The 25,026-nt window shown below is 38.5% G+C and carries 20 protein-coding genes and 1 pseudogene; 20 read left to right on the forward strand and 1 reads right to left on the reverse strand.

Features of this window, described 5'->3' with window-relative positions; translation table 11 throughout:
- Positions 1 to 49: 49 nt before the first annotated feature.
- Positions 50 to 340 (reverse strand): hypothetical protein, encoded by a 291-nt coding sequence (locus ADA01nite_RS12915; RefSeq protein ID WP_146810493.1) that lies wholly within the window; start codon positions 338 to 340, stop codon positions 50 to 52.
- A gap of 247 nt (positions 341 to 587) precedes the next feature.
- Here ADA01nite_RS12915 and ADA01nite_RS12920 point away from each other — a divergent pair, with 247 nt between their 5' ends.
- From ADA01nite_RS12920 to ADA01nite_RS13005, 20 genes and pseudogenes are all read left to right on the forward strand, one after another.
- On the forward strand, positions 588 to 2,240 hold the full coding sequence (locus tag ADA01nite_RS12920; RefSeq protein WP_146810495.1) for an RCC1 domain-containing protein: 1,653 nt from the start codon (positions 588 to 590) through the stop codon (positions 2,238 to 2,240).
- Positions 2,241 to 2,429: 189 nt separating this feature from the next.
- Positions 2,430 to 5,069, forward strand: a complete 2,640-nt coding sequence (locus ADA01nite_RS12925) for an S-layer homology domain-containing protein (RefSeq protein ID WP_146810497.1) — start codon at positions 2,430 to 2,432, stop codon at positions 5,067 to 5,069.
- A gap of 201 nt (positions 5,070 to 5,270) precedes the next feature.
- Positions 5,271 to 5,813: a winged helix-turn-helix domain-containing protein gene (locus ADA01nite_RS12930; RefSeq protein ID WP_146810498.1), complete on the forward strand. Its 543-nt coding sequence runs from the start codon at positions 5,271 to 5,273 to the stop codon at positions 5,811 to 5,813.
- 7 nt (positions 5,814 to 5,820) lie between these two features.
- Positions 5,821 to 6,621 carry an ABC transporter permease gene (locus ADA01nite_RS12935; RefSeq protein WP_146810501.1) on the forward strand — a complete coding sequence of 267 codons (801 nt, stop codon included), beginning with the start codon at positions 5,821 to 5,823 and terminating at the stop codon, positions 6,619 to 6,621.
- A 15-nt stretch (positions 6,622 to 6,636) separates the two neighbouring features.
- Positions 6,637 to 7,824, forward strand: coding sequence for an ABC transporter ATP-binding protein (locus tag ADA01nite_RS22095; RefSeq protein ID WP_170230270.1), 1,188 nt, complete (start codon positions 6,637 to 6,639; stop codon positions 7,822 to 7,824).
- A complete protein-coding gene (locus tag ADA01nite_RS12945) occupies positions 7,812 to 8,711 on the forward strand; it encodes a glycosyltransferase family protein (protein ID WP_146810503.1) in 900 nt (299 codons plus the stop codon). Before ADA01nite_RS22095 ends, ADA01nite_RS12945 begins: the two co-directional genes overlap by 13 nt.
- Positions 8,689 to 11,847, forward strand: a complete 3,159-nt coding sequence (locus ADA01nite_RS12950) for a glycosyltransferase (protein WP_170230271.1) — start codon at positions 8,689 to 8,691, stop codon at positions 11,845 to 11,847. Before ADA01nite_RS12945 ends, ADA01nite_RS12950 begins: the two co-directional genes overlap by 23 nt.
- Before the next feature lie 24 nt (positions 11,848 to 11,871).
- On the forward strand, positions 11,872 to 13,653 hold the full coding sequence (locus ADA01nite_RS12955) for a glycosyltransferase family 2 protein (RefSeq protein WP_246147329.1): 1,782 nt from the start codon (positions 11,872 to 11,874) through the stop codon (positions 13,651 to 13,653).
- 1,030 nt (positions 13,654 to 14,683) lie between these two features.
- Positions 14,684 to 15,082, forward strand: coding sequence for a glycosyltransferase family 2 protein (locus tag ADA01nite_RS12960; RefSeq protein WP_170230272.1), 399 nt, complete (start codon positions 14,684 to 14,686; stop codon positions 15,080 to 15,082).
- A 96-nt stretch (positions 15,083 to 15,178) separates the two neighbouring features.
- Positions 15,179 to 16,471 (forward strand): IS110 family RNA-guided transposase, encoded by a 1,293-nt coding sequence (locus ADA01nite_RS12965; protein WP_146810509.1) that lies wholly within the window; start codon positions 15,179 to 15,181, stop codon positions 16,469 to 16,471.
- Between the two features lie 430 nt (positions 16,472 to 16,901).
- The gene (locus tag ADA01nite_RS12970) at positions 16,902 to 17,261 is read left to right on the forward strand and encodes a glycosyltransferase family protein (protein WP_146810511.1); all 360 of its coding nucleotides are present in this window, start codon (positions 16,902 to 16,904) and stop codon (positions 17,259 to 17,261) included.
- A gap of 485 nt (positions 17,262 to 17,746) precedes the next feature.
- A complete protein-coding gene (locus ADA01nite_RS23205; protein WP_246147330.1) occupies positions 17,747 to 17,992 on the forward strand; it encodes a hypothetical protein in 246 nt (81 codons plus the stop codon).
- 29 nt (positions 17,993 to 18,021) lie between these two features.
- Positions 18,022 to 18,337, forward strand: a pseudogene (locus ADA01nite_RS23210) (transposase); the annotation flags it as partial.
- Between the two features lie 361 nt (positions 18,338 to 18,698).
- A complete protein-coding gene (locus ADA01nite_RS23215) occupies positions 18,699 to 19,058 on the forward strand; it encodes an EamA family transporter (protein ID WP_443092722.1) in 360 nt (119 codons plus the stop codon).
- Between the two features lie 6 nt (positions 19,059 to 19,064).
- Positions 19,065 to 20,561 (forward strand): ArnT family glycosyltransferase, encoded by a 1,497-nt coding sequence (locus ADA01nite_RS12980; protein WP_146810513.1) that lies wholly within the window; start codon positions 19,065 to 19,067, stop codon positions 20,559 to 20,561.
- A gap of 83 nt (positions 20,562 to 20,644) precedes the next feature.
- On the forward strand, positions 20,645 to 21,535 hold the full coding sequence (rmlA, locus tag ADA01nite_RS12985; protein ID WP_146810515.1) for a glucose-1-phosphate thymidyltransferase RmlA: 891 nt from the start codon (positions 20,645 to 20,647) through the stop codon (positions 21,533 to 21,535).
- A 6-nt stretch (positions 21,536 to 21,541) separates the two neighbouring features.
- Positions 21,542 to 22,090 (forward strand): dTDP-4-dehydrorhamnose 3,5-epimerase, encoded by a 549-nt coding sequence (rfbC, locus tag ADA01nite_RS12990; RefSeq protein ID WP_146810517.1) that lies wholly within the window; start codon positions 21,542 to 21,544, stop codon positions 22,088 to 22,090.
- Positions 22,091 to 22,116: 26 nt separating this feature from the next.
- The gene (gene rmlB, locus ADA01nite_RS12995; RefSeq protein ID WP_146810519.1) at positions 22,117 to 23,142 is read left to right on the forward strand and encodes a dTDP-D-glucose-4,6-dehydratase RmlB; all 1,026 of its coding nucleotides are present in this window, start codon (positions 22,117 to 22,119) and stop codon (positions 23,140 to 23,142) included.
- A complete protein-coding gene (rfbD, locus tag ADA01nite_RS13000) occupies positions 23,139 to 23,993 on the forward strand; it encodes a dTDP-4-dehydrorhamnose reductase (RefSeq protein WP_146810521.1) in 855 nt (284 codons plus the stop codon). Before rmlB ends, rfbD begins: the two co-directional genes overlap by 4 nt.
- Positions 23,994 to 24,042: 49 nt before the next feature.
- Positions 24,043 to 24,957 carry a glycosyltransferase family 2 protein gene (locus ADA01nite_RS13005; protein ID WP_170230273.1) on the forward strand — a complete coding sequence of 305 codons (915 nt, stop codon included), beginning with the start codon at positions 24,043 to 24,045 and terminating at the stop codon, positions 24,955 to 24,957.
- The last annotated feature ends 69 nt before the right edge of the window (positions 24,958 to 25,026 follow it).

Raw genomic sequence — 25,026 nt, forward strand, 5'->3', positions numbered from 1 at the left:
ATTTTCACAGAAAAAAGAGGCCTGCGAAGCGACTTCACTTTGCGGAAGTCTATTGCTCGTGCAGGCTTTTTAAGCGGTTAATTTGTTTTTCATTTTCAAACTGGCGCTTTCCAATTAAATCTAAATCAGACTCAAGCATACGCATATGGCGGCTTACTTGCGCAAAGTTTTGCTGCATCTCTTTACGCATCCCTTCCATTTCTGCGCTCATTGTTTCCTGGCTGGCGCGGATTGCGCTTACCACTTCTTGCAACTCTTCTTGTCCTTTTTTGAGCTCTTCCTGTCCTTTTTTGAGACTTTTTAATTCGGCGAGAATTAGCTTTAGAATTTCATCGCTCATACAGTTTCCGGCTCCTCTTTCTGGTTTTAACCGATGTCTTTCACTTCATCTCATCGAAAATTATATCACATGATATAGCAGATTTATTTATCATTTTCACTGAGAAGCTCAATTTGTCGTAATCACCACATTTGTTTTTCTATTAATCATTAATTTGTAAGAGAATCGCATTATTTTCTTCTAAAATGGCCTTGTAATGAAGTAGAATGGTAATAGATCCATAATCATGTAAGAGAGGGTATAAAAAATGAATAAAAGAAAAGTAGTTATTCCGCTCGTTACAGCCGTAGGTCTGGTTTCCGGCGTTTGGGTTTCCGATATCTCCGCTGTGTCTGCACAGCAAGTCCAGACAGGAACATTTTCTGTTGCTGATGTTAAGGTAGAAACAGGAGCAGACATGAAGGCCAGGCTTCCTTTCGATGCAAAGCTAGTTATCCGTTTCACTACCCCGGTTGAACCGTATACAGTAGACGACAGCGCTCTATTTGTAACAGACGAATTCGGAACCCGGGCATCCGTTACGAAAACATTTACGGATCAAGACAAGACGATTATTGTAAAACCGCCAAGCAACGGCTATGAACCGGGTCGTACGTACACGCTGCATGTAAAAACAGACATTTACGCAAAATCCGGAAAGCAACTAAGTCAGCCCATAAAGCAATCATTTACTATTCAGAACGAGATTGTCAGTATTCAGGGAGATGAAACGCACACGTTTTTCCTTGGTCCTAAGGGAGCGGTCTGGAGAAGCGGAAAAGAAAGCTTCCTCCCGGTAGAAAAAGAGCAGGACAAAACCATCTCAACCCCTCAAGCGTACAAGGAATTAACAGGTGTCAACACGATTGTGAAAGGAAAGATGCATTACCTGGCATTGAAAGAAGACGGTACGGTCTGGGCCTGGGGGGAAAACAAATCCGGAGAATTAGGGGATGGAACGACTCAATCCAAAAATGTTCCTACACAGATAAAAGAATTAACGGACGTAACCTCAGTGATTGCTGCCAATGATGCCGAGGGTAACGGATATAGCCTCGCCCTTAAAAAAGATGGAACCGTATGGGCATGGGGAAGCAATAAATACGGACAGTTGGGAGTCGGCGACTGGAACGGCACAACGGTTACAAAACCCAGGCAGATACAGGATTTTCGTGATATTACTTTTATCGCCAGCGGCACCGGAAGTGTATTTGCCGTAAAGAGTGACGGTAAAGTGTATGCCTGGGGAGATAACCGTATGGGGCAGTTAGGCGATGATTCGACGCAGACCCGTTATCGTCCGGTGAAAATCGAAAAGTTGAAAGATGTTGAAGGCATTGTCGCAGGCAAAAACTATGCGCTGGCATATCAGAAGGACGGGAACGTGTATGCCTGGGGAAGCAATGAATTTGGCCAACTCGGCAACGGATCCAGCTCGTCAAGCGACATTCCGGTACAGGTAACCGGGTTATCCGGTGTTAAACAGCTAATCATCGCGGACAACAGCAACTTTGCTCTTAAAAATGACGGCACCGTTTGGAGCTGGGGACAGAATGAAAAAGGACAATTGGGAGACGGATCGACAAACAACCGTTTTATTCCTTTCCAAATCGGCAGCATGACCCACATCCAATCTATTTCCGTAAGCGGTAAGAATGGAATCGCGCTGGACGAGGATGGAAAGGTATGGACATGGGGCCAGCCGCAAACACAATCAGAGACGGATAAAAAGAACGAGAACAGCGCACCTGTCCAACTGCGTAATTTATCTAACATTAAGCAAATCTGGGCCAAATCAAATAGCTACTTTGCCGTCGAAAAAAATGGAACCGTATGGGCATGGGGTGAAAACAATGCAGGACAGCTAGGAGACGGAACAAGCAAAAGCCAGCCGGTCCCCGTTAAAATTCCGGCATTTTAATTAAGAGACCGGCTGCCTGTGCAGCCGGTTGTTTTCTGTGCGGAAAAAGGACGAGCGGCAACGCCCGCGGGTTTTTCTTATGCAACATTTCCAAATTTATCTTCGTCTAGTATACGTTATCCAAAAAATCTTTTAGAATAGAATTGATAGAATGATATTCTAACTAAAAAAGAGGAGTGACCGCGAGAAATGAAACGCATCAAACGCACTATCGTTCCCCTGACGCTTGCAGGATTGCTTGGCGCGAACGGTCTTCTGCCGCTTACGGCAAATGCGGCTTCCGCGCCCGGCAAATTCTCCGATGTAGCCAGCAATCACTGGGCCAATCAATATATTGTAAAAATGGGACTCCGTAACGTAGTGGCAGGATATGAAAACGGAACGTTTAAGCCGGATCAAAGCGTGACGCAGCTACAGGCGCTTGCTATGGCCGTTCGCAACATGGGGCTTGCCGAAGAGGCGGAGCAATATAAAAGTGTGGCTGTCCCGTATACTGTTCCGGAATGGGCAAAAGGAACAGTCGCCCTTGCCATTTCGAAGGGGTTAATCAAAGCGGACGAGAAGCGTTTCTATCCGGACATGCCGGCTTCCCGTGCATGGGTAGCCCAGCTTATGGTTCGCATGATTGGCAAAGAAGCGGAAGTGGCAACTGTACCTGCCTCTTTGTTTATCGACAATTCGTCTATCCCTGACTGGTCGAAGGCATACGTAAACGCCGCTGTACATTATGAATTAATCTCCGGATATAAGGAAGGTGCCGGAGCCTCTTTTAGACCTAACCAGGCTGTAACCCGTGCAGAGATGGTAACGATGCTAAGTAAGGGAGAGAAGTTTCTCAATATTGAATCGGAAAACACGCACATCGGATATGTACAGAGCATAAGCGGAAACGTATTAACGCTCACCAATGAAGAGGGTACAGTACAATCCCGCTACACGCTCACAAGTCAGACCCAGCTCTATAACGGAAACATTAAAACCGTCAGCACGGCAATTCAGCCGGATAGCCAGGTGCTTGTCATCGACAAAGACGGACAGGCTCTTTATGTAGAGGTAGTGAATTTCAAGCAAAAATCCAAACGGGAGAAAGCGACAGTAGAGAAGGTATTTGCTGAAGCCAGCACGATAGTATTGCGCAAGGCCGATGGTAGCCTGCAGACCTATCCGGTAGACGCGAAGGCAGCTATCGGGGAAGACACGCAGCAAATGAAGCTCAGCGACTTTGCAAGTGGAGATGAAGTTGAATTTGCGCTGAATGCCGACGGTAAGATTACCGAGCTTTTCCGTACGTCTGTAAGCAAAGCCAGAGCGCTCGAAGGCAATGTGTATGATGTAGATGAAGACAATCAATTACTGACGATTAAAGCCGCCAACGGAAAACTGGAAGCGTATCAATACAACGAGAATACATACATAGACTACAAGGGAAAACGCTTCCCATACATTGGAGACCTATTGCCTGGAGATGCTGTTAAACTTGAAATGAACGGAACTGTTATCAGCAAAATTACCGTTGAAACGGAAAAAACCAGTGGCGCAGAGACGGGAACAGTCAAGGCCATCAGTGCGCAGGACAAATTTGTTACACTCCAGAGTGAAGACGGACAAATCAAGGCATATACTGTTGCGGCTAATGCAGTAATTTCATTGAGCGGGGCGCTTGCGCCTACACTGGCGGATATCAAAGTCGGCGATAAAGTAGAAATCAACGTACAAAACGGCATGGTTACCTCGCTTGCGGTCAAGAACCGCAGCGTACAAAGCAACAAGGACTTGCTGTCTGGCAGCATCTTCGCCATCGATACAGCCAACCGGATTCTGTCCCTGAAAGGAAGCAACGGAGAGCTCAAAGCTTACGAAATCGTCAACAACGCCGAGCTTCTGATTAACGGGGCTTCCCGCACGGCGCTAACCGAATTAAAGAAAGACATGAACGTCTCCATCCAATTGAATGAAGACAACAAAATCATCTACATCAATGCGGATAACCGTGTACGTGCCGAAGTGCTTCGCGTAAACGCTGAGGACAACCTGTTAACAGTAAAACTGGAAACCGGTGAAACGAAAGTATACGTTGTCGACCCGCGTGTAGATATCACCATCTATGATGTACGGGGCGAAGAACTTCGCGATCTGCAAACAAACGACAAGATCGCAATGAAGCTGGATGGAACGAAAGTGACAGAGATCGAAGTAGAACGGTCGTTTGTCTACCGTATTACGGAAAATGGCTCTACCTCTTCCAATCGTCTCACGGGTCAGGATGAGCGCGGCAATTCCCGTGACTTTACGATCAATAGCAGTGTCACCTTCACGATTCCGGGCATCCCATATCCAAAACCTTCTGACGTGAAGAAAGGGGATGTACTGCGCGTAACCTACCTGGGAGATGAGTTGAAGTCGGCTGCTGTAGTACCAAGTGTATATGGGCAGGTCATATCCGTATCTGCTGAAACAGGCAAAGTCGTCGTAAGAGACTTGAATGGAGTGACAACGGAATTCACGGCAGGATACGGTACAACCATCCAGATTGGTGACCGCCAATACACCAATATCAACGCGCTGCAGCCTGGAAATCGCGTCCAGGTAGCAGAAGCCGCCAACGGCGCTAAGAGTATTGTTGTGCTGACAAAGGTGGACGCTGCCTTTACTTCGCTTGATCCGCTTGGCGATCGGATTTATACAACGAAGGGCAGCTACTATCTGCCGGATAGCCTGTTTAATCGCCAGGTGAATCTACAATCGTTGCTGCGTGGGTTGAAGAAGAATGATAATGTGGCGATTTATTTGCTGAATAACCAGGTGTATGAAGTAGAGAAAGTGAATTAACGGCAGAATATCAGGGGGCCGGCGTCTTATTGCGCCGGCCTCTTGTTTTATTGAAATTCGACAAAAAAGACAAGTTTTTGACAGCAACTAACAATATTTATTGACGTCTAAACTAGAGACGAGTAAAATTATTACTCGGAAAACATTTACTTTTTCTGTATAAATTATGTAGTGTGTAGTAGTATGTTCCCTGGAGGAAAAATGTTAGATTACTTAATTACATCAAAAACAAGGGTTAAGTTGATTTTGAAATTCTTCCTTAATGTAGAAATGAAAGCATACTTACGTTCCCTAGCTGATGAGTTTGGTGAGTCAACGAATGCAGTGCGTGTGGAATTAAATCGGCTTACAGAGGCGGGTTTGTTGGAGTCGGAGAATGAAGGGCGAACGAAAGTATATCGTGCGAACCGCAGGCATGCGCTGTTTGATGATTTACATAGCATTGTGAAGAAGTACATAGGAATTGATCGGTTGATAGAAGAGGTTATCTGGAAGCTGGGGAACGTGGAACTCGCGCTTATTACGGGTGACTATGCGAGAGGCATTGATTCCGGAATTATTGACCTTGTTATTGTTGGTGGGATTGATAAGGCGTACTTGCAGGGATTAGTAGAGAAAGTGGAAGAACTAATCCATAGGAAGATTCGAACGCTGGTGCTGAGTAGGGAAGAGTTTAAGAGTTTGCGAGAGAAGTTTGAACAAGAAAAAGCACTGATTGTGTGGGGAGAGAAAGGCGAGGTTTAGCATATAAATGGGACAGCTATCATCTTTTATTAAATCACTATTTCAGAGTCGAAACCTGATTCTGGAGCTAGCAAAAAAGGATTTTCGATCTAGATATTTGGGTTCTTATCTCGGTATTGTTTGGGCTTTTATACAGCCAACCATTATGGTTTTGATTTTTTGGTTTGTATTTCAAGTTGGATTTAAGTCAATGCCTGTCGATAATTTTCCATTTATTTTGTGGCTAATTTGTGGAATGGTACCATGGTTTTTTTTCTCTGATGGGCTAAATAGTGCTACTACGTCTATTATTGAAAACAGTTATCTTGTCAAAAAAGTAGTGTTTCGTGTCAGCATTTTGCCCTTCGTAAAAATTACGTCTGGATTATTTGTTCATTCATTTTTTATATGTGTATTGTTTTTGATGTTTGCTATTTATGGATATTATCCGAACGTATATAGTTTGCAGGTGCTGTATTATTCATTTGCGATGATGATGCTAGTACTAGGAATTTCTTGGATTACATCTTCTCTTATTATCTTTTTAAAAGATGTGGGTCAGATCATTGCAATGATATTACAGTTCGGTTTTTGGCTTACTCCGATTTTTTACTCTATGAAAATTGTTCCGGAAAAGTATCATTTTTTAATGAAGTTAAATCCTATGTACTACATTGTTGAGGGATATAGGGATACGTTTATCCACCATATTTGGTTTTGGCATCATTATAAACTAACAGCGTATTATTGGTCTGTTACGTTTGGGTTGTTTATTATAGGTATTTTTGTTTTTAAAAAGCTTCGTCCGCATTTTGCTGATGTATTGTAAAAGGAGCGTTGTTGTATGTCTAATGACAACATTGCGATTCGAGTAGAAAATCTGAAAAAAGCATATAAGATATATGATAAACCGGTAGATCGCTTGAAAGAATCTCTTCACCCACTTCGTAAAATTTATCACAAAGATTTTTATGCGCTTAAAGGCGTGTCTTTTGATATTAAAAGGGGGGAAACGGTTGGTATCATTGGCAAGAATGGTTCTGGAAAATCAACTCTTCTTAAAATCATTACTGGTGTTTTAACACCGACTTTTGGAGAAGTCCAGATAAATGGGAAAATTTCAGCTTTGCTTGAACTTGGTGCAGGTTTTAATCCTGAATTAACAGGGATTGAGAATATCTATTTAAATGGAACTATTATGGGATTTACAAAACAAGAAATGGATAAACGGCTAGATGATATTTTGTCGTTTGCTGATATCGGGAATTTTGTATATCAGCCTGTAAAAACATATTCAAGCGGGATGTTTGCTAGGTTGGCATTTTCCGTAGCAATAAATATTGAACCAGATATATTGATTGTAGATGAAGCGTTATCTGTAGGAGACATGCAATTCCAAGAAAAGTCCTTTACAAAAATGAAGCGTTTCAGAGATTTAGGAAAGTCTATTCTGTTTGTAACCCATTCCCTAACTAGCGTAAGAAACTTCTGCGATCGAGCCATTTGGATTAGTGAGGGTAGTGTTCAAATGGATGGTCAAGCAGATTTAGTTTGTTCGGCATATCAAGACTCTATTACTAAGGAGGAGAAGATAAAAGTTAATACGATAAGTAATAGTTCTGCTCAAGAAAAAACAATATCAATAAAAAATGTAACACTAGATAAGCAATATTATTTAATTGATGAACCTATAAAAATCTCCGTTGAGTTAGATTTTTATAAAGAAATAACTGAGTATGGTGTCGGAATTATTATTTACGATTCTAAAGGAAATATAGTTACATTATTTAATACGGTTCGAGATGATATCTATTTTGATAAAACTTATTCCAAATTTACACTTGTTATTCCTGAAAATGATTTTACCAGAGGGAGATACTACATTACCGTATCTATTTCCGATGAACTAGCAATGTTTTCATATGACAAAGCTGAATATGTAGCAACATTTCTGGTTGAAAGCAAAAAAAATAAACACGGTATCCCGATTGCGGATGGTTTTTTTAGGAGTAAGCACTTATGGGAGTATTAAGCCTTTTTTATAAAGTGTTTGATAAAAAAAGAATATATACTTACAAAACAAGAATTCCACAGACAAGAAAAATATTTTGCATTTTGCGAGTAAGAAATGAAGAGTTGATAATTGAAGATACTTTAAATCATCTAGCGAAATTTAGCGATGCAATTATTTGCTATGATGATGCAAGTACTGACAGAACATTTGACTTACTAAGTAAGCATCCAAAAGTGATTTGTATTATAAAAAATTTCAAATGGAAACAAAAACCAGAAGAAAGAATTAAGTGTGAAACCTCAGATCGGCTACAATTGTTAAAGTTAGCAAAGCAATTCAATCCAGAATGGATTTTTTGTGCTGATGCTGATGAAAGATATATGGGAAATATAAGAGAATTTGTCTGTTCTGAGAGCAGCAAAGAAGTATCGTTAGTTCGTATTTCACTATTTGATGCATATTTAACTCCTAATGATCACGCTCCCTACAAAAAAGGACAGCCTCTTTTAAATTTAAGAAAATATTTTGGACCTGAAAGAAGAGATATTATCATGCTCTGGAGAGCGAATGAGGAAGGAATTACTTTTTTAGGGGATGATTCGAGAGAGCCTATATATCCTAAAAGCTCAAAAGTTAAAACTTTATTTAAATGTCAGCATTACGGAAAGGCACTCTCGATTCAACATTGGGAAGAAACATGCAACTACTATATCAAACATTTTCCGTATATCCCTTACGGTGAAAAATGGGAGAAACGAAAAGGGAAGGCTATCCATACAATTTCTGATTTTGGTACTCCGCTTTATCAGTGGGGTAAAGAACTTTTCTCGAACGCAGTGATTATTCACGGTGGGTTTTCGGAAAATGAAGGGGAAGAGAAAGATGAAAATATTGCTTACAGTTAATGACTTACAAAGCTATAGCGGTACAGGGACCTATACATATACTTTAGCCAAAAGCTTACTCTTAAAAGGGCATGAAGTATTTTGCTTTTCAACCAAGTTAGGGAAATTAGCAAAAAAATTGTTGGAAATAGGTGCTTTTGTAACTGATAAAATCGATGAAATTCCTTACGACCTCGATATCATTCATGCTCAACATAGAATGGAAGCAATTATCGCTTATACCCGTTTTTACAACAAGCCTATGGTGTATGTTTGCCATGGTGTTCTTCCATGGCAAGAACAACCGCTTTTTTTACCCAACATCTATCGTTATGTGGCTATAAGTGAGGAAATTAAAGAAAGCTTGATTTCCAGATATGATATTGATCCTTCTAAAATTGAGATTATCCGTAACGGAATAGAATTAGAAAGATTCACTTCTGTTAAGTTAATTAATAAAGCGCCAGAAAAAATTCTATTGCTATCAAATCGCTTTACTGATGAAGTCATAAATACAATTTCATCTGCCTGTAAAAAATTAGACTTAGATTTAGAAGTGATAGGACAATCTGAAAAAGTTGAATGGCAAGTTGAGAAAAAAATTAATGATGCCGATATAGTAGTTTCTTTGGGAAGAGGAATATTAGAAGCTATGGCTTGTCAGAGAGTGGCTTTTGTATATGATTATAACGGGGGGGACGGAATTGTAACCCCGTTTAATTATACAGAACTTCGGAAGAAAAACTTCTCTGGGAGAACGAATAGTATTAAGTATGATGAATATTCCTTTATAGAAGAGTTACAAAATTATAGTAGTGAAATAACTAAAGAGAATTTAGCTATTATACAAAAATATCACGATATTAATGTGATCTCAGAAGAGTTATTATGTCTATATAAAGAGGCGATAAACGAGCAAGGTGATAAATCTATTATTGGTTTTTACGATTTTTCTATTCAGTTAAATAATATTTATAAAAATTTAAATAGAGAAATGGATCAGAAGGAGTTAAACGTAAACTATCTTAAAGAAATTATAAAGGAAAAAGAAAACTTATTGTGTAAAGTTTATGAGGAAACCGAAGATTTGAAGCTGAGATTAAAAGACATTCATCAAGAAAAAGAGGCAGAAGCAAGTAAATACCAGAAGCAAGTAAACTTTTACTTAAAAGAAACCGAGAAAAAAGAAAGAAACTTAAAATATCTATTGGAATTAAACGAGCAAAAAGAAGAGAATTTAAAGTACTTATTGGAATTAAATGAAAGCAAAGAAAATGAATTAAAACTAATCTATACTTCGAAAGCATGGAAGGCTGTCAGTAAATATCGACGTATAAAACATTTATTTACTAAAGCAATAAATAATCCTTCATTAGTTTTTCGTAAATTATTTAAAATCTCTAAACCTGAGAATAAGATTTTACGTGATGTAGACATACTCAAAGCCTCTAGTGAACCTTTAATCTCTGTAGTTATTCCAATATATGATCGAACAGATGTGTTGGTTGAGAGTATCGAATCTATACTTAACCAATCGTTTCAAGATTTTGAACTGCTTCTGGTTTGTGATGGCTCACCTGAAGAAACATTAAAAATAGTAGATTCCTATAGAAATCATCCTAAAGTCAGGATTTTTAAATTCCTTAATAATAGCGGCAATGCAGTTAGAGGAAGGAATAAGGCTATTAAAGAGGCTAGGGGGAAATATTTAGCATTTCAAGATAGTGATGATATTGCTGATCTAGATAGACTTGCACTCTCATTAAATTATATTGAAAAATATAAAGTTGATGTTGTATACGGAGGTTGGCGTGCTCTAATAGATGGTACCCGAGATATTGATATAAAGGACAAGCAAGAAATATTTAGTCCTGACTGTGATTATGAAATGCTTAAGGAAATTTGTGTGCCGTGTCAGAGTACGGTTATGGCTAAGGTTGAAGCGCTGAGAGAAGTTGGTGGTCTCAAGACTACAATGAAATATCGTGAGGATCATGAACTCTGGCTGCGTATGGCATATAAAAAATATAAATTTAAAGCTATACCCAAAATCTTAACAAACTTAAGACTTCATGGTAATAATTTGGAGCTTAAGTATAAAGAAGAGGATAGGCATTGGTATAACCTAATGCTGGAAGAGCACGTAATAATCCCTAAATTAAAGCCAAAGATTGCATATGTTATTCCAGGATGTGGGATTTCAGGTGGTATAGCAGTTATTTGTCAACATGTTAATCGTCTTCTTAAACGTGGTTATGACGTTACTTTAATTACTGAAGATGAAAAAAAATCAATAGATTGGTTTCCTAATCAACAAGTTCAAATTATTTCTTTAGAAGAAGTTCCAGATAACTTAGATATTGTAGTAGCTACTGGGTGGAGCACAGCATATACAATAGAAAGAATACCCGCCAAAAGAAAAATTTATTTTGTTCAATCTGATGAAAGTCGCTTCCATCCAAAGGAATCTAAGGAATATCAATTAGCCTGGAATTCTTACAAGTTTAATTACGAATATATGACCGAAGCAAAGTGGATACAGCGTTGGTTGAAAGAGAATTTTAATCAGAATGCGTACTATGTTCCTAATGGGCTAGATGAAGAGATTATTCATAAGGCAGAACCATTAATACCTAAAGGAGATAAGTTAAGAGTTTTGCTGGAAGGCCCTATCGATATCCCTTTTAAAGGTATGAAGGATGCGTTTGAGGCGGTACAAGGTTTAGATTGTGAAGTTTGGTGTGTAAGTTCCGCTGGAAAACCCAAACCAGAATGGAAATGCGATCAGTTTTTTGAGAAAGTTCCAATGAATAAGATGAAAAACATCTATTCTAGTTGCGACATTCTTTTAAAGATGAGTCGTGTAGAAGGTTTTTTTGGACCACCTCTTGAAATGATGGCATGTGGAGGGGTATGTGTCGTAGGAGAAGTTACTGGTTATGACGAATATATCAAACATAACTACAACGCTTTAGTTGTAAAACAAGGAGATATAGAGGGAGCACATAAAGCTGTAAAAGAATTAATTGAGAATAAGGAACTTCGAGATGCTTTGATTATAAATGGTGAAAATACCGCCTCTCAATGGAGATGGGAGCCTACCATTGATATATTAGAAGAAATATTTACGAAAGTGGATGTTAAAGAAGTTAATTAACAAATCGAAAGTTGGTATTTTACCGTGAGACATTTGCTAATTAAAGGACTTTGGTCTCTAAAGAATTTAGGAGTATATTTATCTATAGAAAAAGTTAAGCGAAAGTTTTACAACAGATTTGCTTATGCTAAATGGATAAAAAATAATGCTCTTTCGTTAGAGAGAAAATTGGAGATAGAAAAAGAGATAGAGAATATGCCATACAAGCCGCTATTCTCAATTATCCTTCCAGTTTACAATACAGAGAAAAAATGGTTAGAGAAGTGTATTAAGTCTGTAATAAACCAACTTTATCCCTATTGGGAGTTGTGTATTTGCAATGATGGATCAGATAAAGAATATATAAATAGCCTGTTAGATTTTTATCGTAAAAAAGATGCTCGCATTAAAGTTATTTGCCACGAGGAAAACCAGCATATTTCTCGAGCGTCTAATTCGGCATTGTCTATAGCAAATGGGGAGTTTATAGCATGTTTAGACCATGATGATGAACTTAGCATTGATGCTTTATATGAAAACGCAAAATTGCTTAATAAATATCCAGATGCCGATATGATTTATAGTGATGAAGACAAAATAGATGAGAGGGGCAATCGTTTTGCCCCTTATTTTAAGCCGGATTGGTCACCCGACTTACTGTTATCACAAATGTATACCTGCCATCTAGGTGTATATCGAACCAGTTTAATTCGTAAGATTGGTGGGTTTCGGATTGGTTTTGAAGGTGCCCAAGACTACGATTTGGTTTTACGACTTACAGAAGAAACAGAAAATGTTTTTCATATACCTAAGGTTTTATATCACTGGAGAGCTATTAAACAATCTACTTCATTGAGTGCTAAGGCTAAGAAATATACTAACAAAGCAGCATTAAGAGCCTTGGAAGAGGCACTGCAAAGGAGGGGAGAAAAAGGAAGAGTAGAAGAGATAGAAGGGTTATCAGGAAGATATTGTATTCATTATGATGTAGTAGCGCAACCTCTTATTTCAATAATTATTTTGACTCGTGATAAAGCTGAACTTCTTGATACTTGTCTATCATCCATTTTTCAAAAGACAACGTATAGAAATTATGAAGTTATTGTTGTTGATAATGGAAGTATAGAGCAAAAAACTTTTGATGTTTTTAGTAAGTGGGAAAAAAGAAAAGATCATCTGGTTTCAATTATTCGGATGGATACCCCTTTTAATTATGCTAAGTTAAATAACGAGGCTGTTAAGTTTGCAAAGGGAGATTTGATTGTCTTATTAAACAATGATATTGAGGTTATTACTGGAAATTGGTTAGAAGAGATGGCTGGCTATGCTTTGCGAACAAAGACAGGGGCTGTAGGTGCAAAACTATTATATCCTGATAATACAATTCAACATGCTGGTATTATATTAGGTATCAATGGGATTGCAGGCCATGGTCATAAGCATTTTGAAAAAGATGATCTAGGTTATTTTTCGCGCTTAGTTGTAGCATCTAATTATGCTGCGGTAACAGGTGCATGTTTAATGGTTAGAAAAGAATTATTTGAATTGGTAGGTGGATTTACAGAAAGCTTTGAGATTGCTTTAAATGACGTAGACTTTTGTTTAAAGCTTTACGAAAAAGGCTATTATAATGTTGCGTTGATGCATGTTCACTTATACCATCATGAATCAAAAAGCCGAGGATTTGAAGATACAACTGAGAAACAAGAGAGGTTTCTTTCTGAATGTGTTCGTTTGCAAAATTGCTGGGGAAGCTTGTTATCGAAGGATCCTTTTTATAATCCGAATTTAACTCTTGATAGAGAAGATTTCTCGATTAAACAATAAGTACTCAATTCTGTAGTATTTGATAATGTTGCAAAACGCATACTCATTGAATATTGAGAATAAAAAATCCGTTCGTTTGGCAAGAATGGCGAGTAACTGCAAACCCTATTCTTAACGAGGTGGATGCTCATTTGCCATTTTTTTGCTTACATTGACTTTATGAAATGCGTTCTGAACGCTCGCGTTTTTAAACATGAGATGAAAGAACGCTCGGGCAAGAGATAGCTTTAGTTATCTAAGTTGTCCGATATTATGCTATAATTAGGTAGCTTGTGCAGATTGCTTATTGAAAACTGAATGTATGAGGTTGGTGTAGGAAGCGGTCTATACCGTAAAACACTCAACCTTCGTTCGCCCTCTTTCGCTGAAAAACGAAAACTAAGCAGTAGGTGAGAGAGTCGAGTTAGGCGTACACGTATCTTACTTTTTCGGGGCAGGAACTATTCGTAGAGCCTGCTAATTCTCACTTTATTGGAAGTGATAGCGCAGGAATCTCATGGCTTTAGCCAGGAGAGGTTCAAAAATGTACATGAACCTCCTTATTATAATTTAGGGAGACTAGAGATTTTACACTGAACCATGATAAAAAGCTTCTTTTTTAAGAAGTGTCTTGGGATTCCTTCTTTAATGGAAGCTTGTTGAGTTTTTTAATGTTATCCTTGATTGGCGTTGTATTGCCGAACTTTCCGATGAACTACATCCTTTAATGTTCTTTTATGCCTTCGCAAACAAGTGTTGAGCGATTTGATAATTAAAAAAGTTAAATTTTGTGTTCGTTGACAGTCCTGTTCTGCAAAGTAGTTTATATGACAGACAGCAATTGAGCATGTTGCCTTAAAAATAATCTAGGGCTTGAAAAACCTCACTAGTGTGAAAAAAATTGTTACGAATTTCACTTTCAAATCTGCGTTCTAATTCATAATATTGGATATTTATTTTGATTTTGCAATACCATCTAGAGATAAACCTATTCTTACAGCAAGAAGTATTTTTGATAAATTTAATTCATAAATATATGGGGGACTGGGGTATGAAGAATTTTATTTTGCTTCCGTGCTTTAATGAAGAGAAAGCTTTACCACTTTTGTTGGAAAGGATTAAGGGACTATTTAATGAATCAAACTTCACTTATGAAGTAGTTATTGTAAATGACGGTAGTAAGGATAATACGCTATCTGTTGCTAAGCATTATGCTAAGACAATGCCAATTCATATTATAGACCATGGTACTAATCAAGGTTTAGGGGTTGCTATGAGAAATGGTCTAGAATATACAGCTAAAGTTTCTTCGAGTGAAGATGTTGTTATTGCCTTAGATGCTGACAATACCCATGATCCAGCTTTAATAGAAAGTATGGTACAAAAGATAAAAACAGAAAAATTAGATGTTGTAATAGCTTCTCGTTATGCTAAAGGAGCATTCCTGTAATGAATGAAAATACGATTGGATAAAAAAAGTACCTCCTGTTAACATACGAGGTGTCGACCTGCAGGCGACCCTTAAATAACAGAGGAGGTACTCACCATGAATTATACACAAAACCAACGCATTTCTCAAATTACAGAATCCACCTTGATTGTAGGCGTAGATATCGCGAAGCACAAACATGTAGCACGCGCACAAAATGACCGTGGGCTTATGTACGGAAAAGCTTTTTCCTTTTCAAACACACGCCAGGGATTTGATGCATTTTGTCACTGGATGAAAAGCTTAATGACAGAACACGAAAAAACAGAGGTCATTGTAGGAATGGAACCAACAGGACATTACTGGATGACCTTAGCGGCTTTCTTACGAAGTCGCGGAGTTCCGGTTGTGGTCGTCAATCCCATGCATGTAAAAAAGTCAAAAGAGCTGGATGATAATTCACCGACCAAAAATGATCCAAAAGATGCACGCGTGATTGCACAGCTCGTCAAAGATGGACGGTACTCTGCCCCTTATTTCCCGACCGGCGTATACGCTGAACTGCGGGAAGCTGTGAAAATACGAGACCACCTCGCAAGCGAGCTTCAACGCACGCAAGCCAAGGTACACAACTGGTTAGATCGCTATTTTCCGGAATTCTTAACGGTGTTTACAAGCTGGGAAGGCAAAGCGGCATTAGAAACGCTCAAACGCTTTCCACTGCCTCAAGATATCCTTCAAGCAGGTGTGTCTGGCATTTTGACCACATGGAAGGAAATCATCAAGAGAGGACTACGGCCAAAACGAGCTCATGAACTTGTAGAACAGGCGAGACAGTCTGTTGGCCTGCGTGAAGGCACAAAAATGGCGAGATTAGAACTGCGAACACTGCTTACAACTTACGAAGTAATGCAGCAACAGCTTGAACAAGTGATGAAGGAAATCGAAGATTTCCTAAACGACATTCCCGGTGTAGCGCATATTCTGACGATTCCAGGCATGGGAATCATCACGGTTGCCAGCTTTTTCGCAGAGGTCGGTGACTTATCCCGATACCAGCACCCCCGTCAACTTCAAAAGCTGGCGGGTCTGAACCTTAAAGAAAATCGCTCAGGAAAGCACAGAGGGAAAACACGGATTACGAAACGAGGACGTCCACGACTTCGTGCACTTCTGTACAGGGTGATCCGACCTCTGGTCGCCAAAAATCCGGCATTTCAGGCACTTCATGTGTATTATACGACCCGACAGCAGAATCCGCTTCGCAAGCAGCAGTCATTGATTGCCCTTTGTTGTCGTCTTCTTCGGATTATGTTTGTGCTGGCTCGTAAACAAGTGGATTTTGATGTGAACAAGATGATGAAAGCTACGCCTTTATGCAGCCAAGGACTTTCTTTTTTCGCTGCATAAATCTTTCAGTCGTTTCTTTCTTGGTATACGTTCTTACTTGATATCTTGATAAAAAACGAAGCACGGAGAAGCCAGAATTATTTTCACCATGCGGGCATTGACCCTGAAAAGGAGCATCTCTGGCCTCCACCTCATGGACAGGTTGAACGAAGGAAAGTAGGGACAGCAGATCCTGAGAGACATGGGAGGGTACACCGCCATGAGCCGTGTGGAGATCCAATGTGCAACCATATTTTAACAAACAGGCCATAGGTCTCTAATGGGCTACGCCCCCCACTTCCAATATTTTTAATCTATTCAAAAGTCTTACTGAAGCTTTGTTTATAAAAATCAAGATATCATGAGAATACGTGAGTATTTGTAAGAAAAACTTTAATTTATAGAGGGAGGAGAAGAAATCGGCTTATCTTTGCATAGGAAAATCTTAAGTATGGGCGCTAGTGTTACTCTTAAGATTTTTTTCAAAATATCTGGTGTACGCGATTATACTTGCGGTTATAGAGCTTATTCTGCGTCCATAATCAAAAAAGCATATGCAATATTTAATAATAAATTTGTAGAAGAAACCGGATTTGTATGTATGGCTGAAATTTTAATTAAACTAAATTTAATAGGGGCTAATATCGGTGAAGTAGGGCTGATTTTACGCTACGATAAAAAAGAAGGGAAAAGCAAGATGAAAATTGTTAAAACAATCAAGCGCTACATAAATTTAATCTCCAAAAGTAGAGATATAATCGAAAGAAACAAAAGAGTTATAGAGAGGGTGCGAATAGAAAGTAATTATTAAATTTATGATCACTAGCGTTGCATTAAATTTTAGAGAATAATTTCCGGTATTTATCCGTAAAAAATCCTTTACACTCACTGGAAAGTGCAAGAGGTTTTTGTCCAAATCCAACGTAAAAGAAATAAGCTATGGACAAGAATATACTATTTTCGTCATTTGGTAAATGGGTTGCACCGATTGGTTGAGAAAAATTTTGCCGACAGATTCAGGAAAGCGGGCAGGACAAATATGTGAAAAAGCTGATGACAAGCGCCTATCTTTTGCTTTTTTCTTCACGCCCAACTGGAATCGAGAAATGGGCTTCGCGATATCACCGCAGATGCGCTGAATGGAGGTTTTCAAAAGATTCTTGTTTTACCTTGGGGCTTTGTAATTTTCACGTAAATATAATCAAGTCGATTCCGTTATCTTTGCCACACTGTTTATGGATCTGGTTTGCCAAATTCGCCCACATACATAGTATACCTTGTATATGGAAACAAGACATGAAAATCATCGATTCTTCTACGATTTCACTCTGTTTAACCAAATACAAATGGGCAACGTTCCGTAAAACAAAATCAGGAGTCAAAATTCACCTTCGTCTTGTTTACCAAAACGAGCAAGACGTTTTTCCTGAAAAAGTTATCGTAACGGAAGCAAAAGCAAGCAATTGTACCTGGATAGATGTGTTGATTAATGAAACGGATGTGACTTATGTGTTTGATCAGATTATGGCATTTTCTTCGTGACTCGTCTAAATAAAAATGCAGTCACACGAATGGTCTACTCTTTTCATTTACCAGAAAACAACTCTGTTTTTTCGGACGAGATGGTATTGGTAGGCACACCACAGAAACGAATGGACAATGATCTACGTTTGATTAAAACAGTAGATACAAAGGGCAATGTACTTTGGATTCTGACCAATCGTTTTGATCTAGAAGCAGAAGAAATCAGCTATATGTATCGTTCTCGTTGGGCGATTGAACTGTTTTTTTAATGGCTAAAGTAGCATACCAGAATTAAAACGTTTTATGGTACGAGTGAAAAAAAACGTAGCGAATCAAGTGCTCATCGCCTTGATTTACTACTGCCTTCATTTGCTTATCAAAATTGAGACGAAAGCAGAACTCACATTACTATAATTGTTTCGACTCTTGAGAAGTTATTTGTGGAAGCTGTATAAAAAAATGGTAGAAACCTATTTATTATCGACCCAAGCGAATGTCACGTAGGCGACAAAAGAAGCAGGGGAGGCGCTTGATTCCCTAGCTTTGGATAAGAAAGTAGCAAATATAATAATTTGCCAAATAGGCAACCTTTTAATTAGGATTTTCGTTTTTTATCGAATGGTTAAAAATAACTATTTAAATTATTCATCTATTTTTTACTTTAGTTTTTATGCAACACTGGTGATGCATGATAGATTAAAAATAATATTTGAGAGGTTAGCGAGTGAAAAGTATCTCATTAGCTATTGTATCAATATTTATAGGCTCTTTAGGGCAAATACTTCTAAAAATGGGCATGACTAAAGTAGGGGGGGTTTCATTAAATCAACTACTATCTAAAATTTATGTTATTTTTTCTACACCATTTATTATAATGGGATTCGTTTGTTTTGTATCAAGTTCATTATTGTGGATGGTTGTTATATCCCAAAGTCAACTAAGTAATACTTACCCTATGGTGTCACTAGGATATGTTTTCGTGTTTATTATGTCTATTTTTCTTTTTAACGAGACAGTTACTTTTTACAAAGTACTAGGGTTATTAGTAATCATTATAGGGGTTATATTAATAGGAAAAGGTTAAGATGTTATGAAAAAAAAGGATAAAGTCTATACTATAGCTTTGTTGATAGTCTTTCTTTCTTTAGTTCCAAGATTAGTGAATTTTGATTCAACTGTTGTTATTGGGACAGTTCATTCTTTAAGACAATTAGATGTAGCTACGATAGCTCGGAACATTTATATGGATCCCATGACATTTTTCACGCCTTTAATAGACCGTGGAGAGTCTTTTAATACTGTTCCACCGATGAAAGTAGGGCTAGAATTTCAATTAATGCCTCTTTTAGTTGCGATTTTATATTCTATATTTGGCATACACACAAGTTTTGGTCCAATTGTATCATTGTTATTTTATATAGGAAGTTGTTGGGCGATATATAAGATTTCTCGTTATTATTTGACGGAAATAGGATGTTTATTTTCTCTGACCATTTTTTGTTTTTCTAGTCAATATATAGTGTATTCAAGTACATTTATGCCAGAGTCAGAGGTTATTTTCTTTCTTCTCATTACTTTTTTGCTTTTTAAAAGATATTTATCTAGTCCTAATAATTGTAGGCTCGTTCTGTTTTTTGTTTCTTTAACTTTATCAATGCTGGTAAAGTTAACAAACGCTTATATGTTACCTGTATATTTTTATCTTTGGGTTATTAACTTGGGTAAGTTTAAACTAAAAGATCGAATTCTTTTAATCGGAGTAGGTGTACTAGGGTTTTTATTAACTCTTTTATACTATTGGTTAGTTAATAAATATGCAGATACTCCGTATGTCTCAAATATCTTAAGTGATAAAGTGTTCAAAAATTTAGGTAGTAAATATGTGGATATTGACTTTTGGGAACTATTTTTTAAGTATATGATTATGTATTTTGCTCCTATTGGATTTTTAGTGTTTTTATTGGGAGTATTTCGCGTTTCTAAATGTCACTTTGAATTAATTGTATGGCTATTTTGTGTTGTATTATTTGAGCATGTTTCAGGATATAACATATTAGTAAATCATATATATTATTTCTTACCTACAGTACCTATAGTTTCTTTAATTTGCGGATTGGGATTTCAGGATATTAAATATGTTATTGGAAAGCTTAATATTTGGAATGGTACAAAGGACCTTATCTTAGTTTTAATTCCATTGCTTTTAATTACACAGCTTTTATTTCTATATAAATCATATGGATTTACTGGAGACGCTACTTATGCAAAATTGCAACGCCAAGAGGGAGAAAACCTAAAGAAAGTATTAGCCCAGTATAGTTCAAACGATGGAAGGAGTTTAATTGGTTTATTGAGATGGGAAGAGTATCCGGTCTTGTATTATTCGGAGCAGTTGGGTTGGATGTTTGCTTATGATGAAAATGGTGAAAATATAAAGGCTAACATTCAAGAATTAAAGAAGAAAGGTTGCAAGTTTATATACGTTTCCCCTAGAGATAAAGATAGCAAGGTGGCTGAATTACTGAAAAGTGAATTAAAGTTGATTTTTGATCCAAGACTTGAAGGATTATTACTAAAAGTTATCTGAAACTTGAAGATGAAATATCATTATTTTGGAGGCTTATTGCTACGGTTTGCTAATTGTATTCAGTAAACAAGGAGAGTTATTTTATGAAAGGTATTATTTTATCTGGCGGAAGTGGTACACGTCTCTATCCACTGACAAAAGCGGTATCAAAACAACTGTTACCCGTTTATGACAAGCCGATGATTTATTATCCGCTATCCGTGCTAATGCTCGCGGGAATCAAAGACATCCTCATCATTTCGACTCCAGAGGACACACCTCGTTTCGAGCAATTATTAGGTAACGGAAGTGAACTAGGTATTTCTCTATCTTACGCTGTTCAGCCTTCTCCGGATGGACTGGCTCAGGCATTTATCATCGGAGAAGAATTTATCGGTGATGACAATATTGCCCTTGTCTTAGGTGATAATATCTTCTACGGGCATGGCTTTACAGAACTTTTACAACGGGCTGCCAACCGTAAATCGGGTGCTACCATATTTGGCTACAATGTTAAAGATCCGGAACGATTTGGTGTTGTTGAATTTAATGAACAGGGTAAGGTTATTTCCATTGAAGAAAAACCGGAAGAACCGAAGTCCAGTTATGCAGTGACAGGCCTATATTTCTATGACAACAGAGTAGTAGACATTGCGAAAAATATTACACCTTCTGCTCGTGGTGAACTCGAAATCACTGATGTCAACAAAGCGTACTTGGAACTGGGAGAACTGCATGTCGAATTGCTCGGGCGTGGTTTTGCCTGGCTTGACACAGGAACGCATGAATCGCTTTTGGAAGCATCACAATTCATTGAAACAATTGAAAAACGTCAGAGTTTGAAAGTCGCATGTTTAGAAGAAATCGCATATCGTATGGGATACATTTCGCGTGAGCAATTGCTTGCACTTGCTGAGCCGTTGATGAAAAATGAATATGGCCAATATTTAGTTGCGCTAGCGAGTCGCCATAAAGAACCAATAACAATGGAGTGAGATACGTTGAAAGCAATCAAAACGTCGTTTAAAGACGTGTATCTTTTGGAGCCAAACGTGTTTGGGGATGCGCGTGGCTATTTTATGGAAAGCTATAACAAGAAAGTGTTTATTGAGTTGGGACTTGATTTTGATTTTGTGCAGGATAACCAGTCGCTTTCCGCCCAGGTTGGGGTGATTCGTGGGTTACACTATCAATTAAATCCAAAGGCTCAGACGAAACTTGTACGGGTATTGCAAGGAGCTATTTATGATGTTGTCGTTGATATTCGGAAAAGTTCTCCTACTTTTGGGAAGTGGCAGGGTTTTATTTTAAGTGAAGAAAATAAACGGCAACTTCTTGTTCCGAAAGGCTTCGCTCACGGTTTTTGTACACTTGTGTCGAATACAGTGGTTGCATATAAAGTCGATGAATATTACTTTCCTGAGCATGATCGCGGCATTCTATGGAATGATCCGGCATTAGGTATTGATTGGCCGACATCGCAGCCAATCTTATCAGAGAAGGATAAGTGCCATCCTGTATTGGCTAAAGCAGAGATGAATTTTGAGTAGAATGATATAGAGGGAGCAGATAATTTATGAAAATACTCATTACCGGTGGAGCTGGCTTTATCGGGAGTAACTTTGTCAATTATATGGTAGAAAAATATCCTGACTACCAGTTCGTCAATTTAGACGCTCTTACATATGCCGGAAACTTAGAGAATCTGCAAAAGTCAGAAGAGAAACCAAACTATCGGTTTGTGAAGGGAGACATTACAGACCGGGAGCTAGTAGATTCTCTAGTAGCGGATGGTGTAGATGTAATTGTGAACTTCGCGGCTGAATCACATGTTGACCGCAGCATTACCGAGCCTGATATTTTTGTGAAAACAAATATTATGGGAACGCAGGTATTACTTGATGTTGCGAAAAAACATAATATAAAAAAATATGTTCAGGTTTCTACTGATGAAGTATACGGAACATTAGGGGAGACGGGCTATTTTACTGAGGAAACTTCGCTTGCCCCAAACAGTCCCTATTCCGCTAGTAAAGCTGGGGCTGATTTATTAGTGCGGGCGTATCATGAAACGTATGGCCTTCCTGTAAATATTACCCGTTGTTCGAATAACTATGGGCCGTATCATTTTCCGGAGAAGCTGATTCCATTGATGATTATTAATGCATTAAAAGGAAAAGAACTTCCTGTATACGGTGATGGTCTAAACGTGCGTGACTGGCTGTATGTAGAAGATCACTGTGCAGCCATTGATTTGGTTATTCACAAAGGAAAGGCCGGAGAAGTTTATAATGTTGGTGGCAATAACGAGCGGACAAACATTGAGATCGTTAAGCGTATTTTGAAGGAGTTAGGTAAATCAGAAGACTTAATCCGCTTTGTGCAAGACCGCCCAGGGCATGACCGACGTTATGCAATTGATGCAACGAAAATTCGTACAGAATTAGGCTGGGAACCCAAGTATACATTTAAAACCGGGATTGTAAAAACCATTCAGTGGTATTTGGAAAATCAGAAGTGGTGGGAGCGCATTATTAGCGGTGACTACCAGAAGTATTACGAACAACAGTATAAAAATAGACTGGAAGAGGTCCACAAATGAAAATACTTGTGACTGGAGGAACGGGGCAGCTAGGAACAGATGTCACGCGGTTGCTTACAGAAAAAGGATATGAAGTGCATTCATATGCTCGTGAGCAGCTGGATATCGTAAATCAGGAACAGGTGAAACAGACGGTGGAGTATATCCAACCGGATGTCATCATTCACACGGCTGCTTATACGAAGGTCGATTTGGCGGAGCAGGAGGTTAAACATGCCTACCAGGTAAATGCGCTTGGAGCGCGTAATCTGGCCGTTGAAGCCGAGAAGTATCAGGCAAAATTGATACATATAAGTACAGACTATGTTTTTGATGGACAGGCGTCTGTGCCGTACACGGAATTCTCGGAGATAAATCCGCAAAGTGTGTATGGGAAGTCGAAATGGGCAGGCGAACAGTTTGTGCGGCAGCTTTGCTCGCGCTTTTTTATTGTGCGTACCTCGTGGGTGTATGGTAAATATGGGCATAATTTTGTGAAAACGATGCTTCGCCTGGCCGAGACACGTAACGAAATTAATGTGGTACATGATCAGGTTGGGTGTCCAACTTATACAGTAGATTTAGCGAAGTTTCTTATGCGGTTATTGGAAACTGAAGCATATGGCACTTACCATGCCTCGAATACGGGAAGTTGTTCATGGTATGAATTTGCCTGTGCGATTTTTGCAGCAGCAGGGCTTACGAATATGAAAGTTAATCCAATTCCAACAAGTGAGTACCCGCTTCCCGCTCCGCGTCCTGCATACTCGGTGTTAGATCACATGATGATCCGCTTACAGGGGATGGAGGATTTACGTCCGTGGCAAGAAGCGCTGCAGGAGTTTATGAGAGAATTTGCAAGACCGGAGTAACGTATCCGGTCTTTTTTGTTATGATGGTAGATGGGCAGGTGAAAGATTGGTGAAAAGTGTACAGGTTTTGCTTTCTTCTTATAACGGAGAGAAGTATATCGCGGAACAAATCGATAGCCTTTTGGCGCAAACGCATCCCTCTGTTGATATCTTTATTAGAGATGACGGCTCTAGTGATAATACAAAAACTATTCTCAAAACTTATCTGCGACATGGAAATATAAAAGTTCTATGGGGAAGCAATAAAGGAGTCATTCCAAGTTTCTTTGAATTGTTAAGTAAGGCTTCAGATCAGGCAGATTATGTGGCCTTTTGCGACCAGGATGATTATTGGAAAAGAGATAAAATTGAAGCTGCACTGCGTCAGCTCGAGCATATACCTGAAGATACTCCATGTTTATACTGTGGACGGGTAGAATTAGTAAATGAAAAACTGGAACATGTCGGTATGTACCCACTTCGTAAAAAGGGTCCTTCCTTTGAAAATGCCATTATACAAAATATTGCAACCGGCTGTACGATTGTAATGAATCAAGCGGCACGAAAAAAAATTTTAGAAAAAGTTCCTCAGTACAAAAACGTGATTATGCATGATTGGTGGTTTTATCTCGTAATTGCAGCCTTTGGCAAAGTAATATATGACAAGGAAAGTCGGATGCTATACCGGCAGCATGGAGGAAATACGGTGGGAGCTGATCATACTATAATAGGTAGATGGATAAAGAGATTTAAGCGATATGTAAAAAAAAGAGAGTATGGCTTTATTACTCGCCAGGCACAGGAGTTTATGAAGCTATATGGAGAAGAATTGGATAAAGAAAAAAAGAAAACACTGTTCCGCTTTCTGGAGAGCCGAAAAACATTTTCCCGACGTCTTTTGTATATGATAACCGGTAATACACATAGACAGACCTGGAGTGAAGACGTAATCTCACGTATTGTGTTATTACTAAATATGGTATAAAACGTAATTTTCTATACACATTCCAAAACTCCTGGGTTATTATTACTTATGTATGGAATTTTTTGTCGA

Source organism: Aneurinibacillus danicus, from assembly GCF_007991215.1.
GTDB classification, from domain to species: Bacteria; Bacillota; Bacilli; order Aneurinibacillales; family Aneurinibacillaceae; genus Aneurinibacillus; species Aneurinibacillus danicus.